24 protein-coding genes and 2 pseudogenes are annotated in these 24,326 nt (G+C 67.5%); 17 read left to right on the top strand and 9 right to left on the bottom strand.

The window, feature by feature from the left end; translation table 11 throughout:
- Positions 1 to 12 precede the first annotated feature (12 nt).
- Positions 13 to 645 carry a GNAT family N-acetyltransferase gene (locus ACFXI4_RS39075; RefSeq protein ID WP_362722659.1) on the bottom strand — a complete coding sequence of 211 codons (633 nt, stop codon included), beginning with the start codon at positions 643 to 645 and terminating at the stop codon, positions 13 to 15.
- A 53-nt stretch (positions 646 to 698) separates the two neighbouring features.
- On the opposite strand from ACFXI4_RS39075, the gene ACFXI4_RS39070 reads away from it, so the two are divergent.
- Both ACFXI4_RS39070 and ACFXI4_RS39065 read left to right on the top strand, forming a co-directional pair.
- Positions 699 to 1,610, top strand: a complete 912-nt coding sequence (locus tag ACFXI4_RS39070; protein ID WP_385000740.1) for a MerR family transcriptional regulator — start codon at positions 699 to 701, stop codon at positions 1,608 to 1,610.
- Between the two features lie 59 nt (positions 1,611 to 1,669).
- Positions 1,670 to 1,882 (top strand): EF-hand domain-containing protein, encoded by a 213-nt coding sequence (locus tag ACFXI4_RS39065; protein ID WP_362722651.1) that lies wholly within the window; start codon positions 1,670 to 1,672, stop codon positions 1,880 to 1,882.
- A 79-nt stretch (positions 1,883 to 1,961) separates the two neighbouring features.
- Here the strand turns inward: ACFXI4_RS39065 and ACFXI4_RS39060 are convergent.
- Positions 1,962 to 2,207 (bottom strand): annotated as a pseudogene (locus tag ACFXI4_RS39060) (ABC transporter ATP-binding protein); the annotation flags it as partial.
- Positions 2,208 to 2,246: 39 nt separating this feature from the next.
- Between ACFXI4_RS39060 and ACFXI4_RS39055 the strand changes: the two are divergent.
- Together ACFXI4_RS39055 and ACFXI4_RS39050 are read left to right on the top strand one after the other, a co-directional pair.
- Positions 2,247 to 2,808 (top strand): annotated as a pseudogene (locus ACFXI4_RS39055) (FadR/GntR family transcriptional regulator).
- Positions 2,809 to 2,968: 160 nt separating this feature from the next.
- Positions 2,969 to 3,631 carry an NADPH-dependent F420 reductase gene (locus tag ACFXI4_RS39050; RefSeq protein WP_385000737.1) on the top strand — a complete coding sequence of 221 codons (663 nt, stop codon included), beginning with the start codon at positions 2,969 to 2,971 and terminating at the stop codon, positions 3,629 to 3,631.
- Positions 3,632 to 3,931: 300 nt separating this feature from the next.
- Here ACFXI4_RS39050 and ACFXI4_RS39045 read toward each other — a convergent pair whose 3' ends face one another.
- From ACFXI4_RS39045 to ACFXI4_RS39020, 6 genes are all read right to left on the bottom strand, one after another.
- Positions 3,932 to 4,609: a Crp/Fnr family transcriptional regulator gene (locus tag ACFXI4_RS39045; protein ID WP_385000734.1), complete on the bottom strand. Its 678-nt coding sequence runs from the start codon at positions 4,607 to 4,609 to the stop codon at positions 3,932 to 3,934.
- A 70-nt stretch (positions 4,610 to 4,679) separates the two neighbouring features.
- On the bottom strand, positions 4,680 to 5,240 hold the full coding sequence (locus ACFXI4_RS39040; protein WP_385000731.1) for a glycoside hydrolase family 25 protein: 561 nt from the start codon (positions 5,238 to 5,240) through the stop codon (positions 4,680 to 4,682).
- An 89-nt stretch (positions 5,241 to 5,329) separates the two neighbouring features.
- Positions 5,330 to 6,373, bottom strand: coding sequence for a phosphatidylinositol-specific phospholipase C domain-containing protein (locus ACFXI4_RS39035; protein WP_385000728.1), 1,044 nt, complete (start codon positions 6,371 to 6,373; stop codon positions 5,330 to 5,332).
- Positions 6,374 to 6,506: 133 nt separating this feature from the next.
- Complete coding sequence (locus ACFXI4_RS39030) at positions 6,507 to 7,055, bottom strand: GNAT family N-acetyltransferase (protein ID WP_385000725.1); 549 nt, start codon at positions 7,053 to 7,055, stop codon at positions 6,507 to 6,509.
- 494 nt (positions 7,056 to 7,549) lie between these two features.
- Positions 7,550 to 9,040 (bottom strand): MFS transporter, encoded by a 1,491-nt coding sequence (locus ACFXI4_RS39025; protein ID WP_385000722.1) that lies wholly within the window; start codon positions 9,038 to 9,040, stop codon positions 7,550 to 7,552.
- Positions 9,041 to 9,619: 579 nt separating this feature from the next.
- Positions 9,620 to 10,084 (bottom strand): winged helix-turn-helix transcriptional regulator, encoded by a 465-nt coding sequence (locus tag ACFXI4_RS39020; RefSeq protein ID WP_385000804.1) that lies wholly within the window; start codon positions 10,082 to 10,084, stop codon positions 9,620 to 9,622.
- Between the two features lie 156 nt (positions 10,085 to 10,240).
- On the opposite strand from ACFXI4_RS39020, the gene ACFXI4_RS39015 reads away from it, so the two are divergent.
- From ACFXI4_RS39015 to ACFXI4_RS38955, 13 genes are all read left to right on the top strand, one after another.
- On the top strand, positions 10,241 to 10,663 hold the full coding sequence (locus ACFXI4_RS39015) for an NAD(P)H-binding protein (RefSeq protein WP_385000719.1): 423 nt from the start codon (positions 10,241 to 10,243) through the stop codon (positions 10,661 to 10,663).
- 168 nt (positions 10,664 to 10,831) lie between these two features.
- Entirely contained in the window at positions 10,832 to 11,770 is a 939-nt protein-coding gene (locus ACFXI4_RS39010; RefSeq protein ID WP_385000716.1) for an MBL fold metallo-hydrolase, read from the top strand.
- 128 nt (positions 11,771 to 11,898) lie between these two features.
- A complete protein-coding gene (locus ACFXI4_RS39005; protein ID WP_385000713.1) occupies positions 11,899 to 12,924 on the top strand; it encodes a helix-turn-helix domain-containing protein in 1,026 nt (341 codons plus the stop codon).
- Between the two features lie 143 nt (positions 12,925 to 13,067).
- Positions 13,068 to 13,901: an alpha/beta fold hydrolase gene (locus tag ACFXI4_RS39000; RefSeq protein ID WP_385000801.1), complete on the top strand. Its 834-nt coding sequence runs from the start codon at positions 13,068 to 13,070 to the stop codon at positions 13,899 to 13,901.
- Positions 13,902 to 14,143: 242 nt separating this feature from the next.
- On the top strand, positions 14,144 to 15,004 hold the full coding sequence (locus ACFXI4_RS38995; protein WP_385000710.1) for an alpha/beta fold hydrolase: 861 nt from the start codon (positions 14,144 to 14,146) through the stop codon (positions 15,002 to 15,004).
- A gap of 102 nt (positions 15,005 to 15,106) precedes the next feature.
- On the top strand, positions 15,107 to 16,078 hold the full coding sequence (locus ACFXI4_RS38990) for a TDT family transporter (protein ID WP_385000707.1): 972 nt from the start codon (positions 15,107 to 15,109) through the stop codon (positions 16,076 to 16,078).
- A gap of 76 nt (positions 16,079 to 16,154) precedes the next feature.
- On the top strand, positions 16,155 to 16,670 hold the full coding sequence (locus tag ACFXI4_RS38985; protein WP_385000704.1) for a carbonic anhydrase: 516 nt from the start codon (positions 16,155 to 16,157) through the stop codon (positions 16,668 to 16,670).
- 76 nt (positions 16,671 to 16,746) lie between these two features.
- Positions 16,747 to 17,286, top strand: coding sequence for a carbonic anhydrase (locus ACFXI4_RS38980; RefSeq protein WP_385000701.1), 540 nt, complete (start codon positions 16,747 to 16,749; stop codon positions 17,284 to 17,286).
- 78 nt (positions 17,287 to 17,364) lie between these two features.
- Entirely contained in the window at positions 17,365 to 18,165 is an 801-nt protein-coding gene (locus ACFXI4_RS38975; protein ID WP_385000698.1) for an alpha/beta hydrolase, read from the top strand.
- A 296-nt stretch (positions 18,166 to 18,461) separates the two neighbouring features.
- Positions 18,462 to 19,280, top strand: a complete 819-nt coding sequence (locus tag ACFXI4_RS38970) for an alpha/beta fold hydrolase (RefSeq protein WP_385000695.1) — start codon at positions 18,462 to 18,464, stop codon at positions 19,278 to 19,280.
- A 143-nt stretch (positions 19,281 to 19,423) separates the two neighbouring features.
- A complete protein-coding gene (locus ACFXI4_RS38965; RefSeq protein WP_385000692.1) occupies positions 19,424 to 20,284 on the top strand; it encodes an alpha/beta fold hydrolase in 861 nt (286 codons plus the stop codon).
- Between the two features lie 108 nt (positions 20,285 to 20,392).
- The gene (locus ACFXI4_RS38960; protein WP_385000689.1) at positions 20,393 to 21,295 is read left to right on the top strand and encodes an NAD(P)H-binding protein; all 903 of its coding nucleotides are present in this window, start codon (positions 20,393 to 20,395) and stop codon (positions 21,293 to 21,295) included.
- 214 nt (positions 21,296 to 21,509) lie between these two features.
- Positions 21,510 to 22,493 carry a nitrilase-related carbon-nitrogen hydrolase gene (locus ACFXI4_RS38955; protein WP_385000686.1) on the top strand — a complete coding sequence of 328 codons (984 nt, stop codon included), beginning with the start codon at positions 21,510 to 21,512 and terminating at the stop codon, positions 22,491 to 22,493.
- A gap of 368 nt (positions 22,494 to 22,861) precedes the next feature.
- On the opposite strand, the gene ACFXI4_RS38950 is transcribed toward ACFXI4_RS38955, so the two are convergent.
- Complete coding sequence (locus ACFXI4_RS38950) at positions 22,862 to 24,178, bottom strand: tyrosine-type recombinase/integrase (RefSeq protein ID WP_385000683.1); 1,317 nt, start codon at positions 24,176 to 24,178, stop codon at positions 22,862 to 22,864.
- Between the last annotated feature and the right edge of the window lie 148 nt (positions 24,179 to 24,326).

Below are 24,326 nucleotides of genomic sequence, written 5' to 3'. Positions count from 1 at the left end.
GGCCCGGGCGGTTCAGGGTTCGAGCAGCAGCGCCTCGGCGCCGACCGGCAGATAACCGGCGGCCTGGAACGCCCGTACGCTCCGGGCGTTCCCCGGGGCGACCTGCGCCCACAGGGGCTCCCCGGCCAGCTGCCGGGCGGCGGTCACCAGGGCCCGGCCCAGCCCCCGCCGCCTTACCCCCTCGTCCACCTCCACCGAGACCTCCAGGCGTCCGGCGACCCCGCGGCCCAGGACGACCACCCCGCCCTGAGCCGCCCAGGCCCGTACCTCGGTCCGGCGGGCGCGGGCGTAGGCGACCCGGGAGTGGCCGGGGCCGGTGAGTTCGGTCAGCGGGAGCTCCGGCCGGCCCGGGAGGGGGCCCGCCACCAGCAGCGCGTCGACGGTCTCCTGCTCGCGGCCGGTGCGCTCCATCAGGGCGACCAGGAAACGGGCGTTCATGGTCGCGCACAGCGGATCGCAGGGGATCGCGCGCAGCGTGTCGTACACCCACTCCGGGTCCTCGTCGGTGAAGACGACCGAGTGCGCGGTGAAGGAGAGGACCCCCGCGTCCCGGCCGGACGGCTGCGGGACGACGGTCGTACCGCCGTCGGCCGGGGGGAAGACGCCACGGGCCGCCGCGTCGAGAATGTCCCGCAAGGTCTCCATGGCCGTGCCCGCTCCTTGAGTCTCCACCCACTGGAAGGCCCACACTCGCAGACATGATCGAGGACGGCACCGGACTTCTCACCATCGGCGAACTGGCGCGCGCCACCGGGCTGACCGTGCGCACCATCCGCTACTGGTCCGACGAGGGCGTGCTCACCCCGGTGGGCCGGTCGTCCGGCGGCTACCGGCTGTACGACGCCGGGTCCTTCGCCCGGCTCGAGCTGATCCGCACCCTGCGCGAGCTGGGCCTCGGCCTGGCGCATGTGCGTGCGGTGCTCTCCGGTGAGCAGACGGTGGCGCAGGTCGCGGCGGCGCACGTGGCGGCGCTGGACGCGCAGATCCGGTCGCTGAAGGTGACCCGGGCGGTGCTCTCGACGGTGGCGCGACGCGGTTCGAGTGCGGAGGAGACGACCCTGATGAACAGACTGGCACGGCTGTCGGCGGCCGAGCGGCGGCGGATCCTGGAGGAGTTCGTCGAGGAGACCCTGCACGGCCTCGACACCGTCGATCCGGAGATCCGCAAGCGGATGCTCGCCGCCGTGGCGGAACTGCCGGTGGACCCGAGCCCTGAACAGGTCGACGCGTGGGTGGAGCTGGCCGAGATGGTCCAGGACCCGGACTTCCGGGCCCGGATGCGCAGGGCGACCGAGTTCAACGCGGCCGACCGGGGGCCCGATGCGCCGGCCGGGGCCTCCCTGTGGTTCATGAAACGGCTCATCGACCTGGTCGGCGAGGCGCGTCGGCGGGGCATCGCGCCCGAGGCGCCGGAGGCCGGCGCGGTGCTGCGCGAACTGCTGGGCGACGCCGACCCGGCCGCCGTGCTGGCACGGCTGGACACCGCCTTCGACGACCGGCTCGCCCGCTACCGCGAACTGCTCGCCGTGCTGAAGGGACAGCCCCTCAGGGTTCACGCGGAGGAGTTCAGCTGGGCGGCCGCGGCTCTGCGGGCTCGTGTGGACCGTTAATCTGACCTGCGACAGCACGCCGACACGGCACAGGTACTACGAACAAAAGGGGCGGATCGGTGGCGGACATCGAAGAAGCGCGCACTCACTTCCAGCGGATCGATGCGGACGGTGACGGTTTCATCACCGCCGTCGAGTTCAAGACCGCCCTTGCGCAGGGCGGCGACTGGAACGTCACCGAGACGGTCGCCCAGGCGATCATCAACAGCCGCGACCTGAACGGCGACAAGGTCCTGTCGTTCGACGAGTTCTGGGCCCACCTGAGCAAGTAGGCGCCAGGAGTGAAGCGGAGGGGGCCCGGATCCGGGGCCCCCTCTTCTCGTGGCCGGGGCTCGACCCGGACGGTCCGGCGGCCGCCGGACCCGGCGCCAGCGCGCGGCCGTCGCGCAGCAGCAGGGCGTGGCTGGTGCCCGCCGGGAGCTCCTCCAGATGATGCGTGACCAGGACGGTCGCCGGCCGGGGACCGGTCCGGCGCAGCGCGTCCAGCGCGGTGAGCAGCCGCTCCCGGCAGGGCAGATCCAGGCCGGTGGCCGGTCCGTCGAGCAGCAGGAGCCGGGGCTCGGGCATCAGGGCGCGGGCGATCCGGCTCGGGTTCCTGCGCAACGTGCCGCTCCACAGCGGCGTTGGTGACACCGCGTGACCCTCGGCCCCGTCCGCCCGAGCCCCCTGGTCGAACAGGCCGCCGCCCGGCTGAGCGAGCAGATCACCGGCGGCGTCTGGCCGGTCGGCACCCGGCTGCCCGGTGAGACGGCCCTGGCGAAGGAGCTCGGCGTCGGCCGCTCCACGGTCCGTGAGGCGCTGCGCGCGCCCGCGGGGGCCGCTCTGGTGCGGCCCCGGCAGGGCTCGGGCGTCTTCGTCATCGCCACCGAGGCCGCCGAGGACTGGCCGACCCGGCCGGGCCGGGCCGCGGGGGACGGGGGACGGGGACGACCCGGCCTTCGTCGACGCCGACATCGCCTTCCACGCGGCGGTGGTCGCCGCCGCGCACAACTCCGTGCTCGCCGATCTGTTCGCCGAGTTCAGGCCGGCGCTCCGGGAGGGGCTGATCGAGCCGCCGGCCCTGACCGGCCTGCGCGCCACCGACCCCAACACCGGGGACGAGGCCCGCGAGGCGCTGGTGCGGGCGCCGGCGGACGGCGACGCGGAGTCCGCGCCGCAGGTGCTGCGGGCGGAACTGGCGGATCCGTTCGCGGGGTGACCGGGGGAGCGGGGCCGCGCGGCAGCGGGGGCCGCCGGGCAGCGGGGGCCGCGGGCGGATCACTCGATCGGCGCAGCTGTGGAATAGCTCACAGGCGATCGGGGTTATGGCCGCTCGATAGTGCATGCATGCGCGTGCATCGAATCCCGAAAGGCGTGTCATGAAGATCGGCATCATTGGCGCGGGCAACATCGGCGGCAACCTCACGCGGCGGCTCACCGCCCTCGGCCACGACGTCTCGGTGGCGAACTCGCGCGGCCCCGAGACGTTGCGCGAACTGGCCGAGGAGACCGGAGCGACGGCCGTACGGGCCGAGGAGGCCGCGCGCGGCGCCGAGGTCGTGGTCGTCACGGTCCCGGTGAAGGCGGTCCCGGACCTGCCGGCGGGCCTGCTGGACGGCGCGGCGGCGAACGTCGCCGTGATCGACACCGGCAACTACTACCCGCGGGAGCGGGACGGCCGCATCGACGAGATCGAGGCCGGGGACGTCACCGAGAGCCGCTGGACCGAGCGGCAGATCGGGCACCCGGTGATCAAGGCATTCAACGGCACCTACGCGCAGGACATCCTGGACCGTCACCGTCCCGCCGGCGACCCCGGCAGGCAGGCCGTCCCGGTCTCCGGCGACGACGAGGCGGCCAAGCGGGTCGTCCGCGCCCTGATCGACGAACTCGGCTTCGACACGGTCGACAACGGCGGCATCGACGACTCCTGGCGCCAGCAGCCGGGCACCCCGGTGTACGGCCTGCGGGACGGCGCCGAGGGCGTCCGCAAGGCCCTGGCGGAGGCGTCCCCGGAACGGCCCGAGAGCTTCCGCGGATAGGGCCTTCCGTCGCCCCGGCCCCACCCCGGGCGGGATCGGGGCGCTGTGCGCCACATGGCGTAGACACCGCCGCCGGCAGGTTCTATCCAGAACACGGCACACCGTGCCGGGGGCCGGTCACCGCACCCGCCGTCCGGCACCACCCGGACTCCCCGTGGGCTCGGGGGACCGTCACGCGCGAGAGCGAGACCGGGGGACGCTCCCGGCACGGCGGGCCCACGGGGGTGGCCGGCGGCGGGACCGATCTGGGGAGCCCGGTCCCGCCGCCCGTGCCGCGTCGGCCGACGGGCCCCGTGCCGGTCAGCCGCCGAACGCCTGCTCCTTCAGCCGCTCCGCGGCGCGCACCGCCAGCCACTGGCGTCCGGTCACGATCCACCCTCGGGAGCGCCATTGCTCCAGGACCCGGCTCACCGTCCGCCGGGAGGTCAGCAGGAGGCCCGCCAGGTCGTCCTGGGAGAGGCTGAGGGCTATGCAACGGCCGGGGCCGTCCGGTTCCGGCAGGCCGCAGCGTTCCACCAGGTCGAGGAGGAGCGCGGCGAGCCGGGCGGGGACCGGTCCGGTGATGCCGGCGCGCTGGACGTCGGCCTCGCGCAGCCGTCGCACCAGCGTCTGCTCGAAGGCGGCGGCGATGCCGGGGCGGCCCCGGGCCAGTGCGCGGAAGCGGCCGGCGGGCAGGTGCAGCAGCTCGGCGGCGGTGGCCGTGACCAGGGTGGCGGAGCGGCGGCCGTTCTCCACCGAGGCCTGCTCGCCGAGGAGTTCGCCGGGGCCGCGCAGCGCGAGCAGGGCGCGGTAGCCGGCGTGCGACTGGGCGACGACCTTGACCCAGCCGTGCAGCAGCACGACGAGATGGTCGGAGTCCTCGCCCTGGGTGAGGAACTGCCGGTCGGCGGGGAGCGGGACCCGCGTCGCCGCCCGCAGCAGCACCGCCCGGTCGGTGGCGTCGAGGGCCTCCCAGAAGGGGGCGGGGCTGGTCACCACGGTTCACAGTGTCGCCCCGGCGCGCGGGACCGAAACCTGGCGGCCTCGCCGGAGGGCGGTGAGCGCGGGCTCAGTCCCCCTTCAGCGCCCAGGACTTGAGCGCCGCCTTGGAGGCGAAGTCCGCCACGTTCTTGTCGTGCGGGTCGCTGGTGTACTGGTGGAAGCGCCACTTGGCCTGGATGCGCGGGTGGCCGGCGCTGACGTAGTCGGCGATCCAGAGGCCGTCGCCGGCGAACGAGGTGGTGTCGACGGTCAGCCAGAAGTTCCGGTTCGTGTACAGCACGACCCGGTGGCTGGGCCGCAGTTCCTGCACCGTTCGGATGAAGCGGTCCTTCTCGGCGTTGCTCGCGCGGGTGCCGCCGCCGGTGGTCTCCCAGTCGACGGCGAGGATCTCGCCCGCCTTCTCGGGGGCGTGCCTGACGAAGTACTCGGCCTGGGCGTCGAGGTTGCCCGGCCACAGGAAGTGGTAGTAGCCGACGACCAGTCCGGCGTCCCGGCCGGTCTTGGTCTGGGCGGCGAGCTTGGGATTGACGTACGAACGCCCCTCCGTCGCCTTGATGAAGACGAAGGAGAGGCCGTCCGTGTCGTAGGCGGAGGACTGGTACGCGCTCACGTCGATTCCGTGCAGCATGTGGGGGACTCCCTGGGGAGCAGGAATTGAAAGTGCCTGTTCCGTATTCCCCGGATCGGCACCGGCGATCCTCGTGGGCGCGTGATTCGTCAGCTCCGGGCTGCCGTCTCGCCGAGCACGGCCGCCGGCTTGGTGGACCAGTCCGAGGTGATGACGGCGGCGTGGTCCGCCGCGAGCAGCGCGAGCCGGGCCGCGACCTCGGCGTCGGTCGGGCTGGTCGAGGAGATCACCGGCGAGACGCCGGCGGCGTCCGTCATGATCAGGATGTAGTGGTTCGTGGAGTAGAACGACGTGTCGTAGCCGTTGTTGACGTAGGTCGCGGCGTCGCCGTCGAAGAACACGAACCAGGGCCGGACGGCGGCGTCGTACCGGCTGGTGCGCGGATCTCCGTCCGCCGCGCCCAGTACGGCCGGGAAGGCCTGGGCCGCCGAGATCTGCCCGGCGGCGTACAGGTCGTGGAGATGGTCGCCGTACTCCTCGTCCGTCCAGTAGTGGTCGAACGGGTTGGCCTGCTCCACCGTGCCCGGGATCAGCTCGAAGAGGAACTTGCCCCTGAGCGCCTCCCGGGTGGGCCAGGCGTCGGCCCTGGCGGCGGCGTCGAGCGTGGAGTACGAGGATCCGAGCAGGTCGGCGGGCTTGTACACGCTGCTGCCGAGTTTCTGCGAGACGAGGGTGTCGAACTCGTCCGGCCCGAGGCCCACGTTGTTGTTGAACCCGACCTTCATCTCGACCTTGACCACGACGGGTGCGTGGTTTGGGTGCAGCTGCTCCCAGGCGGCCATGTTGTCCAGGCAGCCGCCCAGGTCCTGGTTGCGGCTCTGGCTGTACAGCTCGCCCGGCGTGTCGGCGTGCTCGCAGTTGTTGTCGTTCCCGAACGGGTTGCTGTGGCTGACCCGCCACCGCTTGCTGAGGCTGTCCGCGTACACGTCCAGCTCCAGCAGGGAGGCGCCGGAGTCCAACGCCTGCGCCCAGTACGTGTACTTGTCCTTCTCATAGGCGTTGTGCGTGCCGATGGCGGTGGTCCCGGAGAACTTCGCCGCGTCCAGGTCAGTGTCCGCGTGCGCGGTGCCGGGCACCACCAGGAACAGCGCCCCGGCGGCGGCGACCGCCGCCAGCCGTCTGAGAACCCGCATGAGCCAACTCCCTGAATCCGAGGGTGAGTTGGCGGCAGCGTAGAGGCATGCGGTTACCGCGCGGTAGCCCCAGGGGGAACTCCGGTCACCGCCGTACGACGGCGACGGACGATCCGCGGGAGGCGGCCCGGACTCAACGCGACGGCGTGGCCGGCGGCCGCACACCGAACCACTGCTCGGCGCCGTACTCCTCGAACCGGTCCACCTCGGTGAACCCCAGCTTCGCCGCGAGGCGCATCGAGCGGTCGTTGGCGGTCTGGGTGGTGAGCACCACCGGCTCGCCGGGCAGCGCGTCGCTGAACCAGTCGAGCGCGGCCGCGCACGCCTCGGCGGTGTACCCGTGGCCCCAGGCCTTGGGCAGGGTCAGGTAGCCCAGCTCGGTCTCCCCGGCCTCCGGACGGACGCGCACCGGACGCTCGGTGCCGCGCCCTTCGAGCGTGACCAGGCCGATCATCGCCCCGTCCAGTTCGATCACGAAAACGCCGGGACGCCGTCCGGGCACCTCGGGCACCGCGCGTTCGAGCTCGGCGCGCGGCCGGGGGCCACCGAGGTAGGTGCCCACCTCCGGTGAGGCGAACAGCTCGACGAACGCGGCCCGGTCCCGGGCCTCGGACGCGCGGAGCACGAGGCGTTCGGTCCTGATGGGGGCAGGGGGCCAGGCGCCGGGCCCGAGTCCGGTCATGGCCGGCAATCTACCCGGCCCGTCCCGGCAGCGCTCAGCACTCGATGATGTTCACCGCGAGCCCGCCCCGCGCCGTCTCCTTGTACTTGACGGACAAGCGAGCGCCGGACGCGACGAGCCCACCGGCCTGCTGGTTCTCCGGGATTTTCTTGATCCGTTCGGCCGCTGGGGACTTCTCGGGGACTTGCGGTGGCCGGAGGCTCGGGGCGGAGGGGAACCGGCAGAAGTGCTGGAGTGACCGTGCGGCGAGGTTGGGCGCCGGGGGCGCGTCGTGGGTCCTGCGTCCTTCGGGAAGTGAGAAGCAGGGGCGTCCCCTGATGGCCCACTCGGGCTGCCGTCGGACGTGGGCACCTACGACGCACTCGCCGACGAAGACGGACCGTCCGCGGTACTTCTGCCCCTGTCCACCAGCCGCTGGCACCCAAGGAGGGTGCCGCGCCGGCTCCGTGTCGCGCGGCACCGTGTTCCCCCATGCTCCGCAGCTGTGTTCGTGATCACGCTTGGGTTGGTCCGCGGAGGGTGGCAGAGGCTTCGGAGTTCGAAATGCCCGGATTTCGCCGCCAGGGGGGAAGTACCTGGACTATTCCGGCGGTGAGACCGAGCGCCGCAAAAACCCACCAGATGTGATGGAAATTGGCTACTCGGGGGACCAGACCAGAAGGGCCCAGAAGTGCGACGAAGATGCTGATTCCCAGGACAGCCCCGAGTTGCCTGAAGCTGGAGTTGATTGCAGAGCCGATGGCGAACTGTGCCGGGGGCAGTTTCGCGACGGCAGCGGCGGACTGGACGGGCAGGGTGAGGCCGATACCCAGGCCGGTGAGGAGGGTCCAGGGCAGCCAATGGGCGACCCACTGCGGAGAACCGCTCACGGACAAGGCGAACCCGAGGCAGCCAAGAGCCCAGGTAAGCGATCCCGCGAGCAGCACGGGACGGTGCCCGACAACACTGGCGAGCTTCGTGGTCGAGCGGGCGACGAGGGTGACGACGACCGGCCCCGCGGCGCTGGCCAACGCCGCACGCAGTACGGAGTAGTGCCACTCCGTCTGGAGAAATATCAGGTTGCCCAGCAGCAGCCCGAAGAAGGCTGTCGAGAACAGCAGCGTAGCGGCATTCATTTCCGTGAACTGGCGCTCTTTGAAAAGAGCGAGGTCCAGTACCGGACGAGCGGACTTCGACGTCCGCCACAGGAAGACGGGAAGCGCGAGGGCCGCCCCGACGAAACCGGCCACCACCCATGAATTGGACCATCCGCGAGACGGCCCCTCAATGATGGAGAAGCTGAGAAGCGCGGGAATCGCAGCGACAAGGACCGCCCCGAGAGGGTCCGGGACACCAGACGCGTGCACGTCGCGGGACTCACGCAGCAGTCGTTTGCCGAGCGTAATGATGACTGCCGCAATCGGGATGTTGACCAAGAAGATCCAACGCCACGAGGCGTATTCGGTGAGCAGCGCGCCGAGGGTAGGCCCGACCGCTGCCGCCGCGGCGGCCATCGCGCCCCATACGCCTATGGCGACATGGCGTCGGGCGGCGTGAAATTCGTGGAGGACCAGCGCCAGGGAGGACGGCACGACGAGCGCGGCGAAGACCGCCTGCAGGGCCCGAGCTGTGATCAACACTGTGGCGTTCGGAGCGAGTCCGCACAAGGCGCTCATCAGTGCGAAGCCGATGATCCCCACCATGAAGGTCTGCTTGCGCCCGTACCGGTCGGCGACCCGGCCCCCGGGGATGAGGACAGCCGCGAACACCACGCTGTACGCGTTCAGGACCCATGCCAGATGTCCGGTCGTGGTGTTGAAGCTGTGGCTGATCGTCTCGAATGCGATGTTCACGATCGTGGTGTCGAGGAAGACCACGAACGCACCGAGGCTGCCGAGGGCCAGTACCCAACGGGCCCGCTGGTTGTCCGCGGACGCCATGTCTTGGGATCCGTTCACAGGCACGGTCCGGCTGCCCGAGACGGGTGCTCTCTCCGTATTGGCCATGGTGCACTACTCCTGGTGTGTTGTGACGTACAAGAAATCAACGATGCAGAACGGATGGTCAGACAACCAGTGGAAAAAGTGGTGGTGCACCTTGTGCACAGAACTGTGCACTGAATGACGAATGGCTCAGCTGCGGCAGGGCCGGACGGCAGCAGCAAAGCCATTCCTGTCGCTGTTCTTACTAGGAATTCTGGGCGCGCGATTGCTTACGCCGTTCGCTGCCCGGGGCGATATCGGGGAAGAGATGCGGCTCGCGGCTGGCTGCACATACTCGCCCGTTGTCTGCGTAAACTCGGAAATGCTGGAGTGGTAAGTGCCGATGGCGCAGGGAGCACGTGCCGGGGGACTCCGAGGCCGGACGCGCCGGTGAATCTCCAGCGGCGCGCGATCGCCACGGCGGTGCTGACGCCGGACGCCGGCCGGGCCGGCTCGTCCCGCCCCCCTTGCGGACGGTTGGTGCGGATTCGGTCCCCGAGCGAGATCCCGGCACACAGGAAGGACGTTTTGCATGGCGGGGTGCGAAACGAGGACGGGAGTGTCACACGAGGGCGCGGCGTCGGCCCGTCGGGGAGGGGCGTGTCAGGACGACTTCACGTCCGCGTGGGCAGCAGGGCCGCCAACCGTCCATCCGGGCGCGCGAGACACCAAGTGAAGATCTTCTTCGCTGACTGCCTGCCCGCAGACACCGCACACGGTGACCGGCTGGATCTGGTGCCCGTGGTGCTCCAGAACCATGGGCGGTTCATCGACCACCCAGCGGTCACCCCAGGCCATGAGGTTGGCGAGCACGCCGAGAAGCTCCTTGCCCGCGTCCGTGAGGTGATACTCGAACCGCGTGGCCTGGTACTCCCGCTTCTCAAGGATGCCGTCCGCGACCAAGGACTTGAGCCGGGCAGCCAGCCTGTCACGTGGGGCCCCCGTGTTGCGGGCGATCTGACTGAACCGCCGATTCCCGAAGAGGACCTCGCGTGCGGCCAGCAACGACCAGCGGTCGCCTACCAGTTGAAGCGTCGCCGCTACTGAACAGGGCCTTCCTGGGACCATCGGGGACTCAGCCACGATTCAGAATATCAAGCCACGGTTTGCGATCCAAACCGTCCAGCGGTAGCGTGGCCTCACGGTCTCAGAATCAAACCGTTCGGGTCGTGATCTCGTGATCCCAGTCCTCCGGGACCGTCCATCCGCTCAAGGCGGCATCCCATGTCATCCAGCGGCACCATCCTTGTCACAGGCGCAACCGGTCGGACTGGACAGCGCACGGTTGAGCTGCTTCTTGAGCGTGGGCATCGGGTCCGGTCCCTGGCGCACACGGCGGATGCTCGATCCCGCAAGCCGGCCGAAGCCGGCGCCGATGTCGTAGCCGGCGGCCCAAGGGACCTGAAGGCGTCCACACCGTCCTGGCGGACGTCCAGTCCCGCCTGCTTCGTCCACCCGGTCGAAATGGACCACGGACAAGTGGCGGCCCTATGTCCGGAGTGCTGGGCCGGGAAACTCACAGGCAGCTGTCCAAGGCGTGCCACGTCCAGGGCCGATTCTGGCCTCCGGGTATCCATGAGAGCGCGCACAGACGCGAGCAGGAACCGGACGCAGAGAAACCCATGTATCCACCGTCCCACGGAATGAAGCCTGCTGTGATCCTCCAGCGCAGCGAGTCCCGATCGGAGAATCATGTGTGACGCGAAGAATGCGAGTGCGGTGGAGGTCGCAGAGTCTGCGCCGAGGCCAGCCGGCGGAAAGGCCGTAGATCCCGTTTCCCTTGTACCGGTCGACGAGGTGCGAGTCACTGTTCTGGTGGACAACGTATTCGACGCACTACTCACAGGAGACGCGAGGACTGCGCGATTCGGGTTCGGATCCGTCGGCGTCCGTGCCGACCAATTCGAAAGCGGATCGACATCGGTCGGCCTGATGGCCGAGCATGGATTCTCCGCCCTGGTGACTGTTCGCCGGGGCGAACGAGAGACCTCCCTGCTGTTCGACGCCGGTCTTTCGCCGCATGCAATGGTCGACAACGCGGACCGGCTCGGCATCGACCTGAAGTCCGTCCACGGAGTGGTACTGAGTCACGGACACTTCGATCACGCCGGCGGACTGGCCGGGCTCAAGAGCAGACTCGGACGTAGCGGCATGCCCATGGTGATCCATCCACACGCCTGGACCCGCCGGAGGATGGCAGTCCCCCATGGCGGCGCGGGCGAATTCCCGACCCTCAGCAAACGTGCCCTGACAGGGGAAGGATTCGATGTCATCGAGCGACGTGAACCGTCACTGCTGGTGGACGGAAGCGTCCTGATCACCGGGGAAGTGGACCGCACCACCGAATTCGAGCTCGGTATGCCGTCGGGGCACCAAGCCTGGAACGGAACCCGGTGGGAGAAAGATCCTCTTGTGATCGACGATCAAGCACTCGTGGTGAACCTGCGAGGGCACGGCCTGGTGGTCCTGACAGGATGCGGTCATGCCGGCCTGATCAATATCCTTCGCCAGGCAAGACGGCTGACCGAAGTGCAGCAGGTCCACGCCGTGATCGGCGGACTGCATCTTGCCGGCCCGGCGTTCGAGCCGGTCATCGCCCCCACTGTCGCTGCACTGAAGGAGATCGCGCCGACGCTGATTGCCCCCGGGCACTGCACGGGCTGGCGTGCCCAGCACACCCTGGCAGCGGAATTCGCTGATGCCTGGGTTCCCAACAGCAGCGGTACCACGCACCGGCTGACCGCTGCGGCCTGAGACCGGGCGAGTCTGCCGTCGGCGGTGCCGGTACATTCCCAAATGGAGAGACCCATGGAATGCCGGCGGATACCTGTTGTTTCCATTCATGGCCTTCGGGTGCCCGGTTTTTCCGCCCGCCCGTTGAGATGGTTTCAGACAGCAAAACTATCGACCCTCTGCTTGCAGGTAGCAAAGGCGGCACGACGATGACACGAAGATGGGATATCCGCGACATCTCTCCGGGGGAGCGGGGCGATGCAGTCCGCGAGGTGATAGCCAGCCTCACCGGTAAAGTCGACATCAGTTTCCCGGACCAAGGGAAAACCGTAGAGGCCGGCGGGACCACATCGACCCTTGGGCCACTGACCGTGGCAACTGTGCGTTCGAACGCGAGAAGCGTCGAAAGAACTGGGAGTTTCACCAAGGACGATCTGGAGCCCGCCATCTTTGTCGGCCTTCAGATACAAGGCTTCAGTACCGTGATCCAGCAGGACAGGCAAGCCACCCTCCGGCCCGGTGACCTCATTTTCTACGAGTCCACCGAACCCTATCGAGTCGAGGACGCCAAGGGAATCCGACAGCACTTCTTCCGGATTCCCGTCGGCCGGCTCGCATTGAGCCCGGCAGTCTTCAGCAAGAACTCTGCGACCGTCCTCAGTCCCGGCCACCCGATCACTCAACTGACCGCCGACCACCTGCGACGCCTCGCGGCAGGGCATGCAGATTTCCAGGGAACGAGCGCCGATGCGGTAGGACAGCCCAGCATCGATCTTCTGCGAGCCGTCATCGCCACCCACATCGATGCCACACAACTCACAAACGCGTCTCTCCAGGAGACCCTGCTGGTCAGGATTCTGGAGTACGTGCGAGCGCACCTGTCCGAGCCCGGCCTGAATGCCGCTCAAGTGGCAGCGGAACATCACATCTCGCTCCGGCATCTCTACAAGATCCTGGCAGCGAACGGTATCTCCCTCGCGGACTGGATCCGCACGCATCGTCTCGAAGAGTGCCGGGCGGAATTGAGCAGCACGGGCTCCCGGCCCAGCACGATCGAAACCGTGGCGCGACGCTGGGGATTCAGCGACATGTCCAGTTTCAGTCGGATCTTTCGCACGGCCTATGGAATGTCACCGCGCGAATGGCGCGCCCTGCACGGAAATGAAAAATCTTAGCGCACGTGTCAATGCTCAAACCCTGCATCGTTCTGTGCGAGCCGTGCACGGAAGCCCGGTGGAGCTGTTCTGGCCGGAAGTCGCTGGTCACAATGATCACATGCTGATCCTCGCGCGCAGAAACGATGGAAGGTGACCCGCTCGTGCCCTTTGTCGCTGTAGGTGAAGAGAACTCCAGGCCGATCGAGCTGTACTACGAAGATCACGGCAGCGGGACCCCTGTCGTGCTGATCCATGGCTACCCGTTGGACGGGCGGTCGTGGGAGAAGCAGGAGGCGGCGCTCCTGGCGGCCGGCCACCGCGTGATCGCGTACGACCGGCGTGGTTTCGGCAAGTCGAGTCAGCCGGGTTTCGGCTATGACTACGACACGTTCGCCCGGGATCTCGACGTTTTGCTCACCGAGCTGGACCTGCGCGACGTCGCGCTCGTGGGTTTCTCCATGGGGACGGGCGAGGTGACGCGCTACCTGGGCACGTACGGTTCGACCCGGGTGACGAAGGCGGTTCTGCTCGCGCCCCTGCCCCCGTTCCTGCTCAGGACGGACGACAACGCCGAGGGCCTGGACAAGGAGCTCTTCGACGGGTTCGTGGCTGCAGCTGGCGGTGACCGGCCGGCGTTCATGACGGGTTTCCTGTCGGAGTTCTACAATTACGACGTCTACGCCGGCTCGCTGGTCAGCGAGGAACGGTTCAGGGCGAGCTGGAACACGGCCACCGCGGCCTCAGCGATTGCCAGTGTCGAGTGCATTCCCGCCTGGCTGACGGACTTCCGTGCGGACCTGCCGAAGATCGACGTCCCCGTCCTGGTCATGCAGGGCGACCAGGACCGCGTCCTGCCGCCGGACCGGACCGGTAATCGGTTGCCGGGTTCCGTCAGCAACCTCGCCAGGCATGTCGTGATCGAAGGCGGGCCCCACGCGATCATCTGGACTCACGCCGAGCAGGTCAACGCGGCCCTCCTCGACTTCCTCAAATAGCCGCTGGGGAAGGGAGCCTTTCCACGAGCGCGCGACACGAACACGCCGATCTGTCCGTCGCCACATGCGCGATACCCGGGGACGGCCGCATCCCACACGATGAAGCCGACCACCCCTCCCACGCTCAACGCAACCGGCTCCTGACCAGCAGCTGACGGCCTCCTGAGGAAGTCCCGACGGCACGGGATCGTCGCGGAAGGTCCAGCGGGTGGTGGCACGTAGATGTTCAGCGAGGAGAAGCCATGACAACGCCAACGTATGTTCAGCACAAGGTAGCGACGCCCTTCGGGTCCCTCGACGTGCGGGACTTTCCGGGCGCCGGGGATCCGTTCGTCCTCCTCCACGGGTTCCCTGACGACTCGACCATTTACAACAAGCTGGTCCCCGAGCTGCACCAGCGGCGCGTGGTCACCTTCGACTACGTCGGCTACGGCCAGTCCGAGCGTGTCCGCGGCGCGAGCGTCGTGGAGGGACAGAGGCTGAAGGAAACCGCGGCGGTCATCGATCAGCTGAACCTCGAAAAGGTTGTCATCGTAGGTCACGACGCCGGCGGTCCGGTGGCTGTCGAGTACGCGGCGGCCCATCCTGACCGAGTGGCCCGGATGGTGCTCCTCAACTGCTACTTCGGCGAGTCGCCCACTCTGCGATTCCCAGAAATGATCCGGCTCCTGGGCGATCCCCACCTGGTCCCGCTGGCCGACGCGCTCATGCAGGACCCCGCGCAACGGAAGTGGCTCCTGGAACACACCGCTCGGCAGTTCGGCTACGCCCCGACGGACGACATCCGTGAGATGTCGATCATCCCCCAGTTCTTCGGCAGCGCAGCCCAGCCCGACTCGCTCGAAGCCATCCGGGCATGGACGGGCCGGCTGTTCGCGGACATCGCCCTCACCAACGAAGTGATCGCGTCAGGCACGTTGGCGACACTGCGCTGTCCTGTCGACGTGGTGTTCGGCGCGAACGATCCGTACCTGAATGCAGGCGTCGCGGAACACCTCGCAAGTCTGTTCCCGAACGCTCAGCGGCACTCCATCGAGGCACGCCACTGGGTGCAGTGGGACGAGCCCAAGGCACTGGCTGGCGTCCTCATGCGAGCTGACTGAAGCCTGCCTCGCAGTCATTCGAGACTTGCCCGCGCAGCGTCACTGACGGTCGTCAGAGGTACGAGGCTTTCTCGCCGACATTTCCAGCATTGGCCAGGTCCCATGAGTACGACAGCGGTAGCCAAACCCATCTATCGGGTGAGTCTCAACTACTTCGCCATCCCCCTCGGTCTCGCGGGGCTGGGAGGAGCATGGACGGCGGTGGCAACGGATCTCAATGCTCCGGGATGGGTGGACGGCGCCCTGTTCTCCGTGAGTGGTGTGTGCTGGCTGATATTCACGGTCGTGTACGTCGGGGAGCGCGTCAAGGACCGTGGGGCATTCCGTGCCGACCGTGAACATCCCGTCGACGGGGCATCAGCAGCTTTCCTGCCCGTTGTCGGTATTTTGCTGACCACTCATTTCGAACAGTACGTCTCGTTTGATACGGCGCGTGTAATCTGCTGGCTACTCGTGTTCGCGCTGTCCGTCGTGGCGGGTCAACTGTTCGCCCATTGGCTGACCGGAAAGACGAGTTTCAGCCAGCTTAATCCCGGATATTTCCTTCCGCTGGTCGCCGGACCCTTCGCCGCCAGTATCGGCCTGTCGACAATCCACGCTCAGACTGCAGCGCGAGCGGCGCTGGGAGCGGGCATCTTTTTCGGGGTCATCATTGGCGGCGTCATCACCGCGCGCCTCATTACAGCAGGCCCTCTACCTCCTGCCGCTACGCCGGCTCTGTCGGTGCTCCTGGCCCCACCCGCCACAGGGGGCATTGCCACCTTCGTCGCGTACCCGGGTCCTTCCGGAACGCTTCAGGCCGCGTTCCTAGGGATTTTCCTGATGATGCTGATGGTGCAGGTCTTCCTGCTGCCCAAGTATCGGCAACTCACCTTCGGACTCGGCTTCTGGAACTTCACCTTCCCGGTCTCAGCATCCGCCAACTACGTAATTCGCTGGTGCCGAGCCTCAACGTTCTCCGGCTGGGAGGCACTGGCCTGGACCGCTCTCGGACTTGCCACGACCATCGCGCTGGCCATAACAGCGGCAACTTTCAGAAACCTTGTGCCGGTAAAGAGTGGCGGGGCCAATTGAGGACCACCTGCACCGCAACAGTCACGTCGCATCCCCCGTCCAGAAACCGAAACCCCGTGTCTCCAAGGAGCGAGCCATGAACGTAGTGGAAACCCTGACTGCCCGGAACGCGGATTTCGCGGCCGCCCGATTCACCCCCGGACTGCGCCTGATGCCGTCACTGAAGACGATCGTCATCGGCTGCGTCGATCCCCGTGTCGACCCGAGCGAGGTGCTCGAAGCCAAGGCAGGCGAGATCGCAACGCTCCGAAACATCGGAGGACGCGTCACACCCGAACTGCTGATGGAACTGGCGATGCTGCGCCAGGTGACGCAGGCTTTCGGGGGAGACATCGGTCCCGGCTGGGAATTCATCGTCCTTCACCACACGGACTGCGGCATCACCCGGCTCGAAGGACAGCCGGAAGTACTCTCCGACTTCTTCGGAGTCGACGAGAAGGCGCTGGACGAGCAGCACGTAAGCGACCCCCGAGCAGCTGTCACACACGACGTCGCCACGCTCCGCTCCGACATCCGTCTGGCGGGTGTGCGCGTCTCGGGCCTCGTCTACGACGTCACCAGCGGCACCGTGGAGACCGTCGTCGCACCCTAGCTCCAGCCCAGGGGTGGTGGCCGCGAGAGAGCCGGCCGCCGCCCCAGCACGATCTGGCTCTCCCGAAGGCGGCGTCATGACAGGCATACACGATCTGACCGAGCGGAACGCGGCGTTCGCTGCCGACCGCTTCAAGACCGGCTTGAGCATCAACCCGAGCGGCAACCTCATGATCGTGGGCTGCGTCGATCCGCGGGTTGACCCCACCCACGTACTTGGCCTCGATCAAGGCGAAGCGGCAGTCATCCGGAACGTCGGAGGACGCATCACGCCGGCAACGTTGAGCACGATGGCCATGCTCAGGAAGGTCGGCCAGGCAAACCCGGACGGCAAACAGCCAGGTGACTGGAACCTGGTCATCCTCCACCACACCGACTGCGGGATGACCGATCTCGTTGCCTACCCCGATCTCCTTGCCGCCTTCTTCGAGATCGCGCCCAACGAGCTGCGGAACAAGTCGGTCAGCGACCCGTTCGGATCCGTCCGCGTCGACGTCGACGTCGCCCTACGTGAGGTCAACCGGAGCGCGTTCCTCGTTTCAGGGCTCGTCTATGACGTCGCCACCGGACGAGTTGAAACAGTCGTCGCGCCCACGCCTCCCCGTGTCGCGCCGTAAGCGTCGGCCTGACGTCCGCCGCCCGCCAAATCGATCATCAGACCAGCTTGCAAGTTCACTTCTCAGAGGGAGAACGCAATGGAAGCCCCACGAATACCACTTGTCTTCATTCACGGCTTGTGGGTGCACGGCTCGTCGTGGGCGCCGTGGATGGAGGTCTTCGAGGGCGCCGGGTACGCGCCCGTCGCGCCGGGCTGGCCGGGTGACGCCCCCACCGTCGAGGGGACGCGCGCCGCGCCGGATGCCCTTGCCGGGAAGGGCTTCGACGACATCGTCGAGCACTACAAGACCATCATCACCGGGCTGGACACTCTCCCCATCCTCGTGGGGCACTCCTTCGGTGGGACGGTCGCCGAGAAGCTCCTCGGGATGAATCTGGGGGCGGCAGCCGTGGCCATCGACGCCGCGCAGATCAAGGGCGTGCTGCCGGTGCCCATCGCGGCGCTCCGCAGCGCGTTCCCGGGCCTGAGGAATCCGGCCAACCTGCACAAGGCGGTGTCGTTGACGGCTGAGCAGTTCCGTTACGGCTTCGGCAACGCGCTGACCGAGCAGGAGTCCGACGAGCTTCACGAACGGTGGAGCATCCCGGGGCCGGCCAAGCCGTTGTTCGAGGCATCCGTCATGAACTTCGTGCCGCACTCACCTCTCAAGGTGGACACCGGCAACGAGCGGCGCGGCCCACTGCTGCTGATCATGGGCGGTCAGGACCACACCGTCCCGGAAGCGATCACCAAGGCGACACTCAAGCAATACCGTCATTCCGCGGCGGTCACCGACATCGAGGAATTCCCGGACCGGGGCCACTCGCTCACCATCGACCACGGCTGGCCCGATGTCGCAGCCGTCGCCCTGAAGTGGCTCAAGGGGCAGGGGTTCTAGGCCCGCTGCAACCCGGCAGTCTCCACGTCGGCCGGTCTTGAAGCGCCGACGGCAGCAAGTCCCCAGCTCGTCACACGGCCTCCCCCGGTACGTCATCAGCGCCGGCGCAGGTACGTGCGACGGCACTCCGCTCCGCACCAGGCAGGGTCCTGGACGCCATTGAGCGAACAACTGGCTGTCCCACTCGCGTTCAGACCTGCCCGAGGACCGCCCTGTAATCACCCGGCCTCCCGATGACCGGGTCAGACCGCATGCCAGTTCCGCCACGCCAAATGCCACATCTGAGGAGAAAAGACATGAAAACCACCAGTAGATTCGCGGTGGCCGTCGCGGCCGTCGCCGGTGCCACCGGCCTGATCGCCAGTGCGCCTGCGGCCACGGCCACGCAATCCCCCGAAGCCAAACCGACGATCGTCCTCGTTCACGGGGCCTGGGCGGACGGCTCCAGCTGGGCCGGCGTCACCGAGCGTCTGCAGCACCAGGGCTACACCGTGGACGTCCCGCCGAACACCCTGCGCGGCCTCGCCACTGATTCGGCCAACCTGCACGCCTTCCTTCAGACGGTCAAAGGACCGATCGTCCTCGTCGGCCACTCCTACGGCGGCGAGGTCATCACCAACGCAGCTGTGGGAATCGACAACGTCAAGTCGCTCGTCTACGTGGACGCCTTCATCCCCGACAACGGGGAGACCGCAGGACAGCTCAGCGCCGCCAAGCCGGGATCGGCACTGGCCGTGGAGGATCCCAGCACCGTCTTCAACACCGTCACCATCCCCAACGGCGGAGGCAACGTCGACCTGTACGTGAAGCCCGGACTCTTCCCGCAGATCTTCGCCGGCGGTGTCGACCACGACAAGGCGGCCGTTCTGGCCGCCGGTCAGCGCCCGCTGGCGGGCAGCGCACTGTCCGACCCCTCGGGCGAACCGGCCTGGAAGACCCTCCCCTCCTGGGCGCTGATCGGCACCGCCGACAAGGTCATCCCTCCTGCGGAGCAACAGGTCATGGCCGACCGTGCCGGCTCGCACATCGTCAAGGTGAACGCACCCCACCTGTCCATGGTCGCCAGGCCCGGAGCCGTCACCGACCTGATCGCGGCCGCTGCCACGCACAGCTGACACGCGGCAACACCTCGCCCGGCCTTTCACCAGCATGTGACACGTCCAGGACGGTGGGCCGCCACCCGCCGTCCGTCTGCTCAGCCCTGACCAGGGCGACGACAGTCGGCAGCGCAGTCCGGCCCACAACCCAGGAGCGAATCATGCAACCGTCCGCAGCAGTGGAACAGCGGGTCTCCACCCGGCACGGCTACCTCCATGCCAAGGACCACCCAGGACACGGCACGCCCTTCGTGTTCCTGCACGGCTACCCCGACGACTCGACCGTCTACGACAAGCTCATCGCGCAACTGCACCCTCACCGGTCGGTGAGCTTCGACTTCCTCGGCTACGGACAGTCCGAGCGGGTGCAGAACTCGCCCGTCGCGGACGGTCAGCGGCTCGCCGAGACCGAAGCCGTCATCGACCAGCTGGGGCTCGGGAAGGTCATCCTGGTGGGGCACGACGCCGGAGGCCCGGTCGCCGTCGAGTACGCCCTGGCCCATCCGGACCGAGTCGAGCGCCTCGTTCTGTTCAACTGCTACTTCGGAGAATCGCCGACGTTGCGGTTCCCCGAGATGATCCGCCTGATGGGCGACCCGGACCTCGTTCCGCTCACCGACGCGCTCTTCGCAGACCTCGCGCAGCGGCAGTGGCTGCTGGGCTACACCGCCACCCGGTTCGGGTACGGACCGGCCGACGACATCCGTGACCGGGTCATCGTCCCCCTGTTCTTCGGGAGCGAAGGGCAACCGGACGCACTCGACGCGATCCGCGCGTGGACGGCACGGCTGTTCACCGACCTCGCGATCACCAGCGAGCTCGTCGCAACAGGCAAGACCGGAGACCTCCAGATCCCCGTGGACATCATCTTCGGGGCGAACGACCCCTACCTCAACAGCGGAGTCGCCGAGCACCTGGCCGGACTCTTTCCGAACGCACGGCTCCGGTCCGTACAGGCCCGCCACTGGCTCCAGTGGGACGAACCAGAAGCCGTGGCCCGTCTGCTGATCCACGACGAGTGATCCCGGCCTGGCAGCCCCCGGACACAGGGGCGTAATGCAGCCGGCCGCAGACACGAAGAAGTAAGAACGCTTGCCCTCACCCTGAGGCGCATGTCGAAAGGAAACAGGATGCCGGAGAAACTGATCCTGGTGACCGGAGCCGGAAACGCCGGATCCGTGGGGAGAAAGGTCGTCGAGCGCTTGCGGAGTCGGGGGCTGCCGACCCGTGCGCTGGTCAGGAAAGACGACGAACGTGCCGACACTCTCCGCGCAACAGGCGCTGAAGTGGTCGTAGGTGACCTCACCCAGCCGGCGGACGTTTTCCGTGCGCTGGAGGGCTGCCACCGGGTCTACTTCGGGATGAGCGTCTCCAGCTCCTATTTGGAGGCGACAACGGCAGTTGCCGCTGCCGCACGCGAGCACGGGGCCCTGGAGGTCCTCGTCAACATGTCGCAGATGACTGTCTCGCAGATGACGATCACGAGTACCTCGGAGTCACGTCAGCAGCGCCTCCACCTGCTGAGCGAACGGATCCTCTCCTGGTCGGGCCTTCCGGTCGTTCAGGTCAGGCCCACCATCTTCATGGAAAACCCCCTGTTCCAGTTCGCGATCCAGTCGACTCCACAAAGGATCACCGTCCATTTGCCGTTCGGCTCCGGACGCACCTCGCCGGTCGCCACAAGCGACGTCGCAGACGTGGTGGTCACCGTTCTCGCCGAGCCCAGTTCTCATCTTGGCCGGGTGTACGAACTCACCGGACCGGTGTCCAGGGACATGAACGGTGTCGCGGAGCAGTTCGCCAAGGCAGTAGGCCGTCCCGCCACCTACGTGGACGTGCCCCCTGAAGAGTGGGCTCAAAGCCTGGCAGCAGTGAAACTTCCGAACCATCTCATCGAGCATGTGACGACCATGGCCCGACTGCATCGCGAAAACCGATACGACCGGATCTCCACGGATATCGAGACCATCCTCGGCAGACCGGCCCTTGATGTTCGTGATTTCGCCGAGAACAACCCTCAGCTGTTCCAGTAGGCCGGGCCTTCCGGCCGCGGCATCGATCCAGCTGCGTCCGTTGCACTTTCAGCCCGGCACGCGCTGCGAGATCCATGGCTCGCTGCGACTCGGCCCTGTGCTCCTCCGCGCAGCACCATCGCTCAGCCATCGGCATCGTGCCGAGCCCTGACGCACCGACGGGCGCAGGCCCGTCCGTCAATCATGACCCCGTATTTCGAAATGGAACCGCAAGATGACCGTCGTAAAAGCTGCCGCAGTCCAGATCAGCCCCGTGCTCTACAGCCGCGCGGGCACTGTTGAAAGGGTCGTTCAGAAGATCCGCGAGTTGGGAACGAAGGGCGTCCAGTACGCGGTCTTCCCCGAGGCCGTCGTGCCCTACTACCCGTACTTCTCTTTCGTGCAGGCCCCCTACGCCATGGCAAAGGAGCCGTTGCGCCTGCTCGAAGAGTCGGTGGCCGTGCCGTCCGCCGAGACCGACGCGATCGCCGAGGCCGCGAGGGAGGCTCACATGGTCGTCTCGATCGGTGTCAACGAGCGTGACGGCGGCACCATCTACAACACACAGCTGCTGTTCGACGCGGATGGCACGCTGATCCAGCGCCGCCGCAAGATCACGCCGACCTATCACGAGCGGCTGGTCTGGGGCCAGGGCGACGCTTCCGGCCTGCGCGCGGTGGACAGCGCCGTCGGTCGTGTCGGCCAGCTCGCCTGTTGGGAGCACTACCAGCCGTTGGCACGCTACGCGCTGATCGCCGACGGCGAGCAGATCCACGCGGCGATGTATCCCGGGGCCTTCGGCGGCCAGCTGTTCGCGGAGCAGATCGAGGTCAACATTCGCCAGCACGCACTGGAAGCGGCTTGTTTCGTCGTCTGCGCAACCGCCTGGCTCGACAACGACCAGGTGGGGCGAATCGCCGAGGACACCGGCGGCCCGGCGCTTTCCGGCGGCTTCTTCACCGCAATCGTCGATCCCGAAGGACGCGTCGTCGGCAAGCCGCTGACGTCCGGCGAGGGTGAGGTCATAGCCGACCTGGACTTCGCGCTGATCGACCAGCGTAAGCGTCTGATGGATGCGCGCGGCCACTACAGCCGTCCGGAACTGCTCAGCCTGCGGATCGACCGCACTCCGACGGCCCACCTCCACGAGACAGGGGCTCCTGCGACGGTCCAGAGCGCTTCCGCGGTGCCAGAAGACCGCTCCGCCATGACCCGCTGAGCCGTTCCCACTCGTGTTGCATCCGCGTACGACGCAGGTCAACACGGCTGGCCCGGGGTGACCGTGCTGTGCGGCATCGCGACGGGAGGATCCACGACGCCGTCAACGCCGTTGGTTCTTCCCCGGCTCGACAAGAGCGGCGGCCCAAGCCGACCCTCCAGTGGTACAGGTGTCCGATCTTCGTTCTGGCCCTACCCCGGGACCTTCCACCGCGTAAGCGGGGAAGGCCCCGACAGCGCCGAAAGAGACGAACGCGCTGGTCAGGGTTCATTTCCCTAGCACTTGCTGATGTTCAGCGCCAGGCCGTACAAGCGGGCGCCGGACGCGACAAGCCCACTGACCTGCGGGATCCCTGGGATTTTCTTGATCTATTCGGCCACGGGGGACTTCTGGGTGATTTCCGGCCGGTGGCGGTCCTTCAGCCACGCGTCCATGGCGGCGAGACCGCGTTGACCTGCGCCGGGCATGAAGTGAGCGTAGTGGTCGAGGGTGACCTTCGGCGTCGAGTGCCCGAGCCACTTGGAGAGGCTGACAACGGACTCGCCGGCCTCCAGCTGCACGCTCGCGCAGGTGTGGCGGAGTACGTGGAACATGTCCTCGCGCGGGGCGGCGTAGAGGGGGACGCGGCGAACGCGGCCTCCGTCCCGCCGCAGCTTCTCTCCGACGGGTTTGATGATGCCGGCGGCGGCGAGGGCCGGTTTCCAGCTGCGGTCGTTCCAGGTGCGGTAGTAGATTCGGTTGCTGTGCGAGGTGGTGAGGACCAGGTTCACCGTGACCGGCTTCCGCTGGCGCTCCTCCAGGGTGGTGGTCGGAGGCTCGGGGTTGCGCCATGGGAGAGTGCACGGGATGGGCGGGAACCGGCGGAAGTGCTCGTGTGCCCGTACGGCGAGGTTGGTCGGGAGGGGTACGTCGCGAGTCTTGCGTCCTTTGGGAAGTGAGAAGTAGGGGCGTCCCTTGATGTCCCACTTGAGCTGCCGCCGGATGCGCACGACGCCCGCCTTGAAGTCGAAGTCCTCTTCGGCCAGGCCGAAGGCTTCGCCTTGGTGGAGCCCCAGCCCGATACCCAGGTCGACAGCGAACCGGTAGCGCTCCTGTAGCCCCGATCGGACTGCGTCAACGACCTCACGGTCCCAGGCCTTGGCCCTCTTCTCTGTGGGCCGCGGGGGCTTGACGCTGTTCTTGGCCTTCATGGGATGCCGTAGCAGGCGTTGATCGTCCACCGCGCTGCCGAGGATCGACGACAGATGTCCCCAGATCACTTCCGCTGTCGTCTCCTCGACCCTGGACAGCAAGGCGGACTTGAAGGAGCGCAGGGCTGCCGCGTCGATCTCGCGCAGCGGAAGGTTACCCACCAGCGGGATGATGTGGTTCCAGATGCGGCTGCCCAGGGGACCCGCGGTCGAGGGCTCGTCGGCTCGTGCCGACCACCAGTGGTCCACGATGTAGGCGGTGAGCGAGATCTCGCCCCGGCGCGGGTCGACGAAGTCGCCGCGACCGGAGTCGGTCTGGGCGGTGGCGAGCCACTGCTTGGCGTCCTCGCTCGTGTCGAAGGCACGGTCCTGGACTCCGGGGATTCCCTTGACCCGGTACCGATTACCGCTGCCGTAGCGGGCGGTGCGTTCGCGTTTGCCGGTTTCCCTGTTCGGCCGCTTCTTGAGCCAGCGGTCTTCTATGTAACCGGCCATTCAGTGATCCTCCGTGCGTGCGTGCGTCGCGTGTTGGTCGGTGGCAACGCACTTTGAACCGTTCCGGGTTCGGTAGAGACTTCAGATTGTGGTTGTGACCTGGGGTTTGGTGGTTGCGCGGTAGTAGTTGGTCTCGTATTCGGCGGGT

The organism is Streptomyces sp. NPDC059224, from assembly GCF_042754285.1.
GTDB lineage: Bacteria > Actinomycetota > Actinomycetes > Streptomycetales > Streptomycetaceae > Streptomyces.
This window is presented reverse-complemented; position numbering and strand designations above follow the sequence as displayed.

Coding starts and splice junctions, on each gene's coding strand:
- ACFXI4_RS39075 (WP_362722659.1), bottom strand. CDS start 645: ATGGAGACCTTGCGGGACATTCTCGACGCGGCGGCCCGTGGCGTCTTC.
- ACFXI4_RS39070 (WP_385000740.1), top strand. CDS start 699: ATGATCGAGGACGGCACCGGACTTCTCACCATCGGCGAACTGGCGCGC.
- ACFXI4_RS39050 (WP_385000737.1), top strand. CDS start 2,969: ATGAAGATCGGCATCATTGGCGCGGGCAACATCGGCGGCAACCTCACG.
- ACFXI4_RS39040 (WP_385000731.1), bottom strand. CDS start 5,240: ATGCTGCACGGAATCGACGTGAGCGCGTACCAGTCCTCCGCCTACGAC.
- ACFXI4_RS39035 (WP_385000728.1), bottom strand. CDS start 6,373: ATGCGGGTTCTCAGACGGCTGGCGGCGGTCGCCGCCGCCGGGGCGCTG.
- ACFXI4_RS39030 (WP_385000725.1), bottom strand. CDS start 7,055: ATGACCGGACTCGGGCCCGGCGCCTGGCCCCCTGCCCCCATCAGGACC.
- ACFXI4_RS39025 (WP_385000722.1), bottom strand. CDS start 9,040: ATGGCCAATACGGAGAGAGCACCCGTCTCGGGCAGCCGGACCGTGCCT.
- ACFXI4_RS39020 (WP_385000804.1), bottom strand. CDS start 10,084: ATGGTCCCAGGAAGGCCCTGTTCAGTAGCGGCGACGCTTCAACTGGTA.
- ACFXI4_RS39015 (WP_385000719.1), top strand. CDS start 10,241: ATGTCATCCAGCGGCACCATCCTTGTCACAGGCGCAACCGGTCGGACT.
- ACFXI4_RS39005 (WP_385000713.1), top strand. CDS start 11,899: ATGGTTTCAGACAGCAAAACTATCGACCCTCTGCTTGCAGGTAGCAAA.
- ACFXI4_RS38995 (WP_385000710.1), top strand. CDS start 14,144: ATGACAACGCCAACGTATGTTCAGCACAAGGTAGCGACGCCCTTCGGG.
- ACFXI4_RS38990 (WP_385000707.1), top strand. CDS start 15,107: ATGAGTACGACAGCGGTAGCCAAACCCATCTATCGGGTGAGTCTCAAC.
- ACFXI4_RS38985 (WP_385000704.1), top strand. CDS start 16,155: ATGAACGTAGTGGAAACCCTGACTGCCCGGAACGCGGATTTCGCGGCC.
- ACFXI4_RS38980 (WP_385000701.1), top strand. CDS start 16,747: ATGACAGGCATACACGATCTGACCGAGCGGAACGCGGCGTTCGCTGCC.
- ACFXI4_RS38975 (WP_385000698.1), top strand. CDS start 17,365: ATGGAAGCCCCACGAATACCACTTGTCTTCATTCACGGCTTGTGGGTG.
- ACFXI4_RS38970 (WP_385000695.1), top strand. CDS start 18,462: ATGAAAACCACCAGTAGATTCGCGGTGGCCGTCGCGGCCGTCGCCGGT.
- ACFXI4_RS38965 (WP_385000692.1), top strand. CDS start 19,424: ATGCAACCGTCCGCAGCAGTGGAACAGCGGGTCTCCACCCGGCACGGC.
- ACFXI4_RS38960 (WP_385000689.1), top strand. CDS start 20,393: ATGCCGGAGAAACTGATCCTGGTGACCGGAGCCGGAAACGCCGGATCC.
- ACFXI4_RS38955 (WP_385000686.1), top strand. CDS start 21,510: ATGACCGTCGTAAAAGCTGCCGCAGTCCAGATCAGCCCCGTGCTCTAC.
- ACFXI4_RS38950 (WP_385000683.1), bottom strand. CDS start 24,178: ATGGCCGGTTACATAGAAGACCGCTGGCTCAAGAAGCGGCCGAACAGG.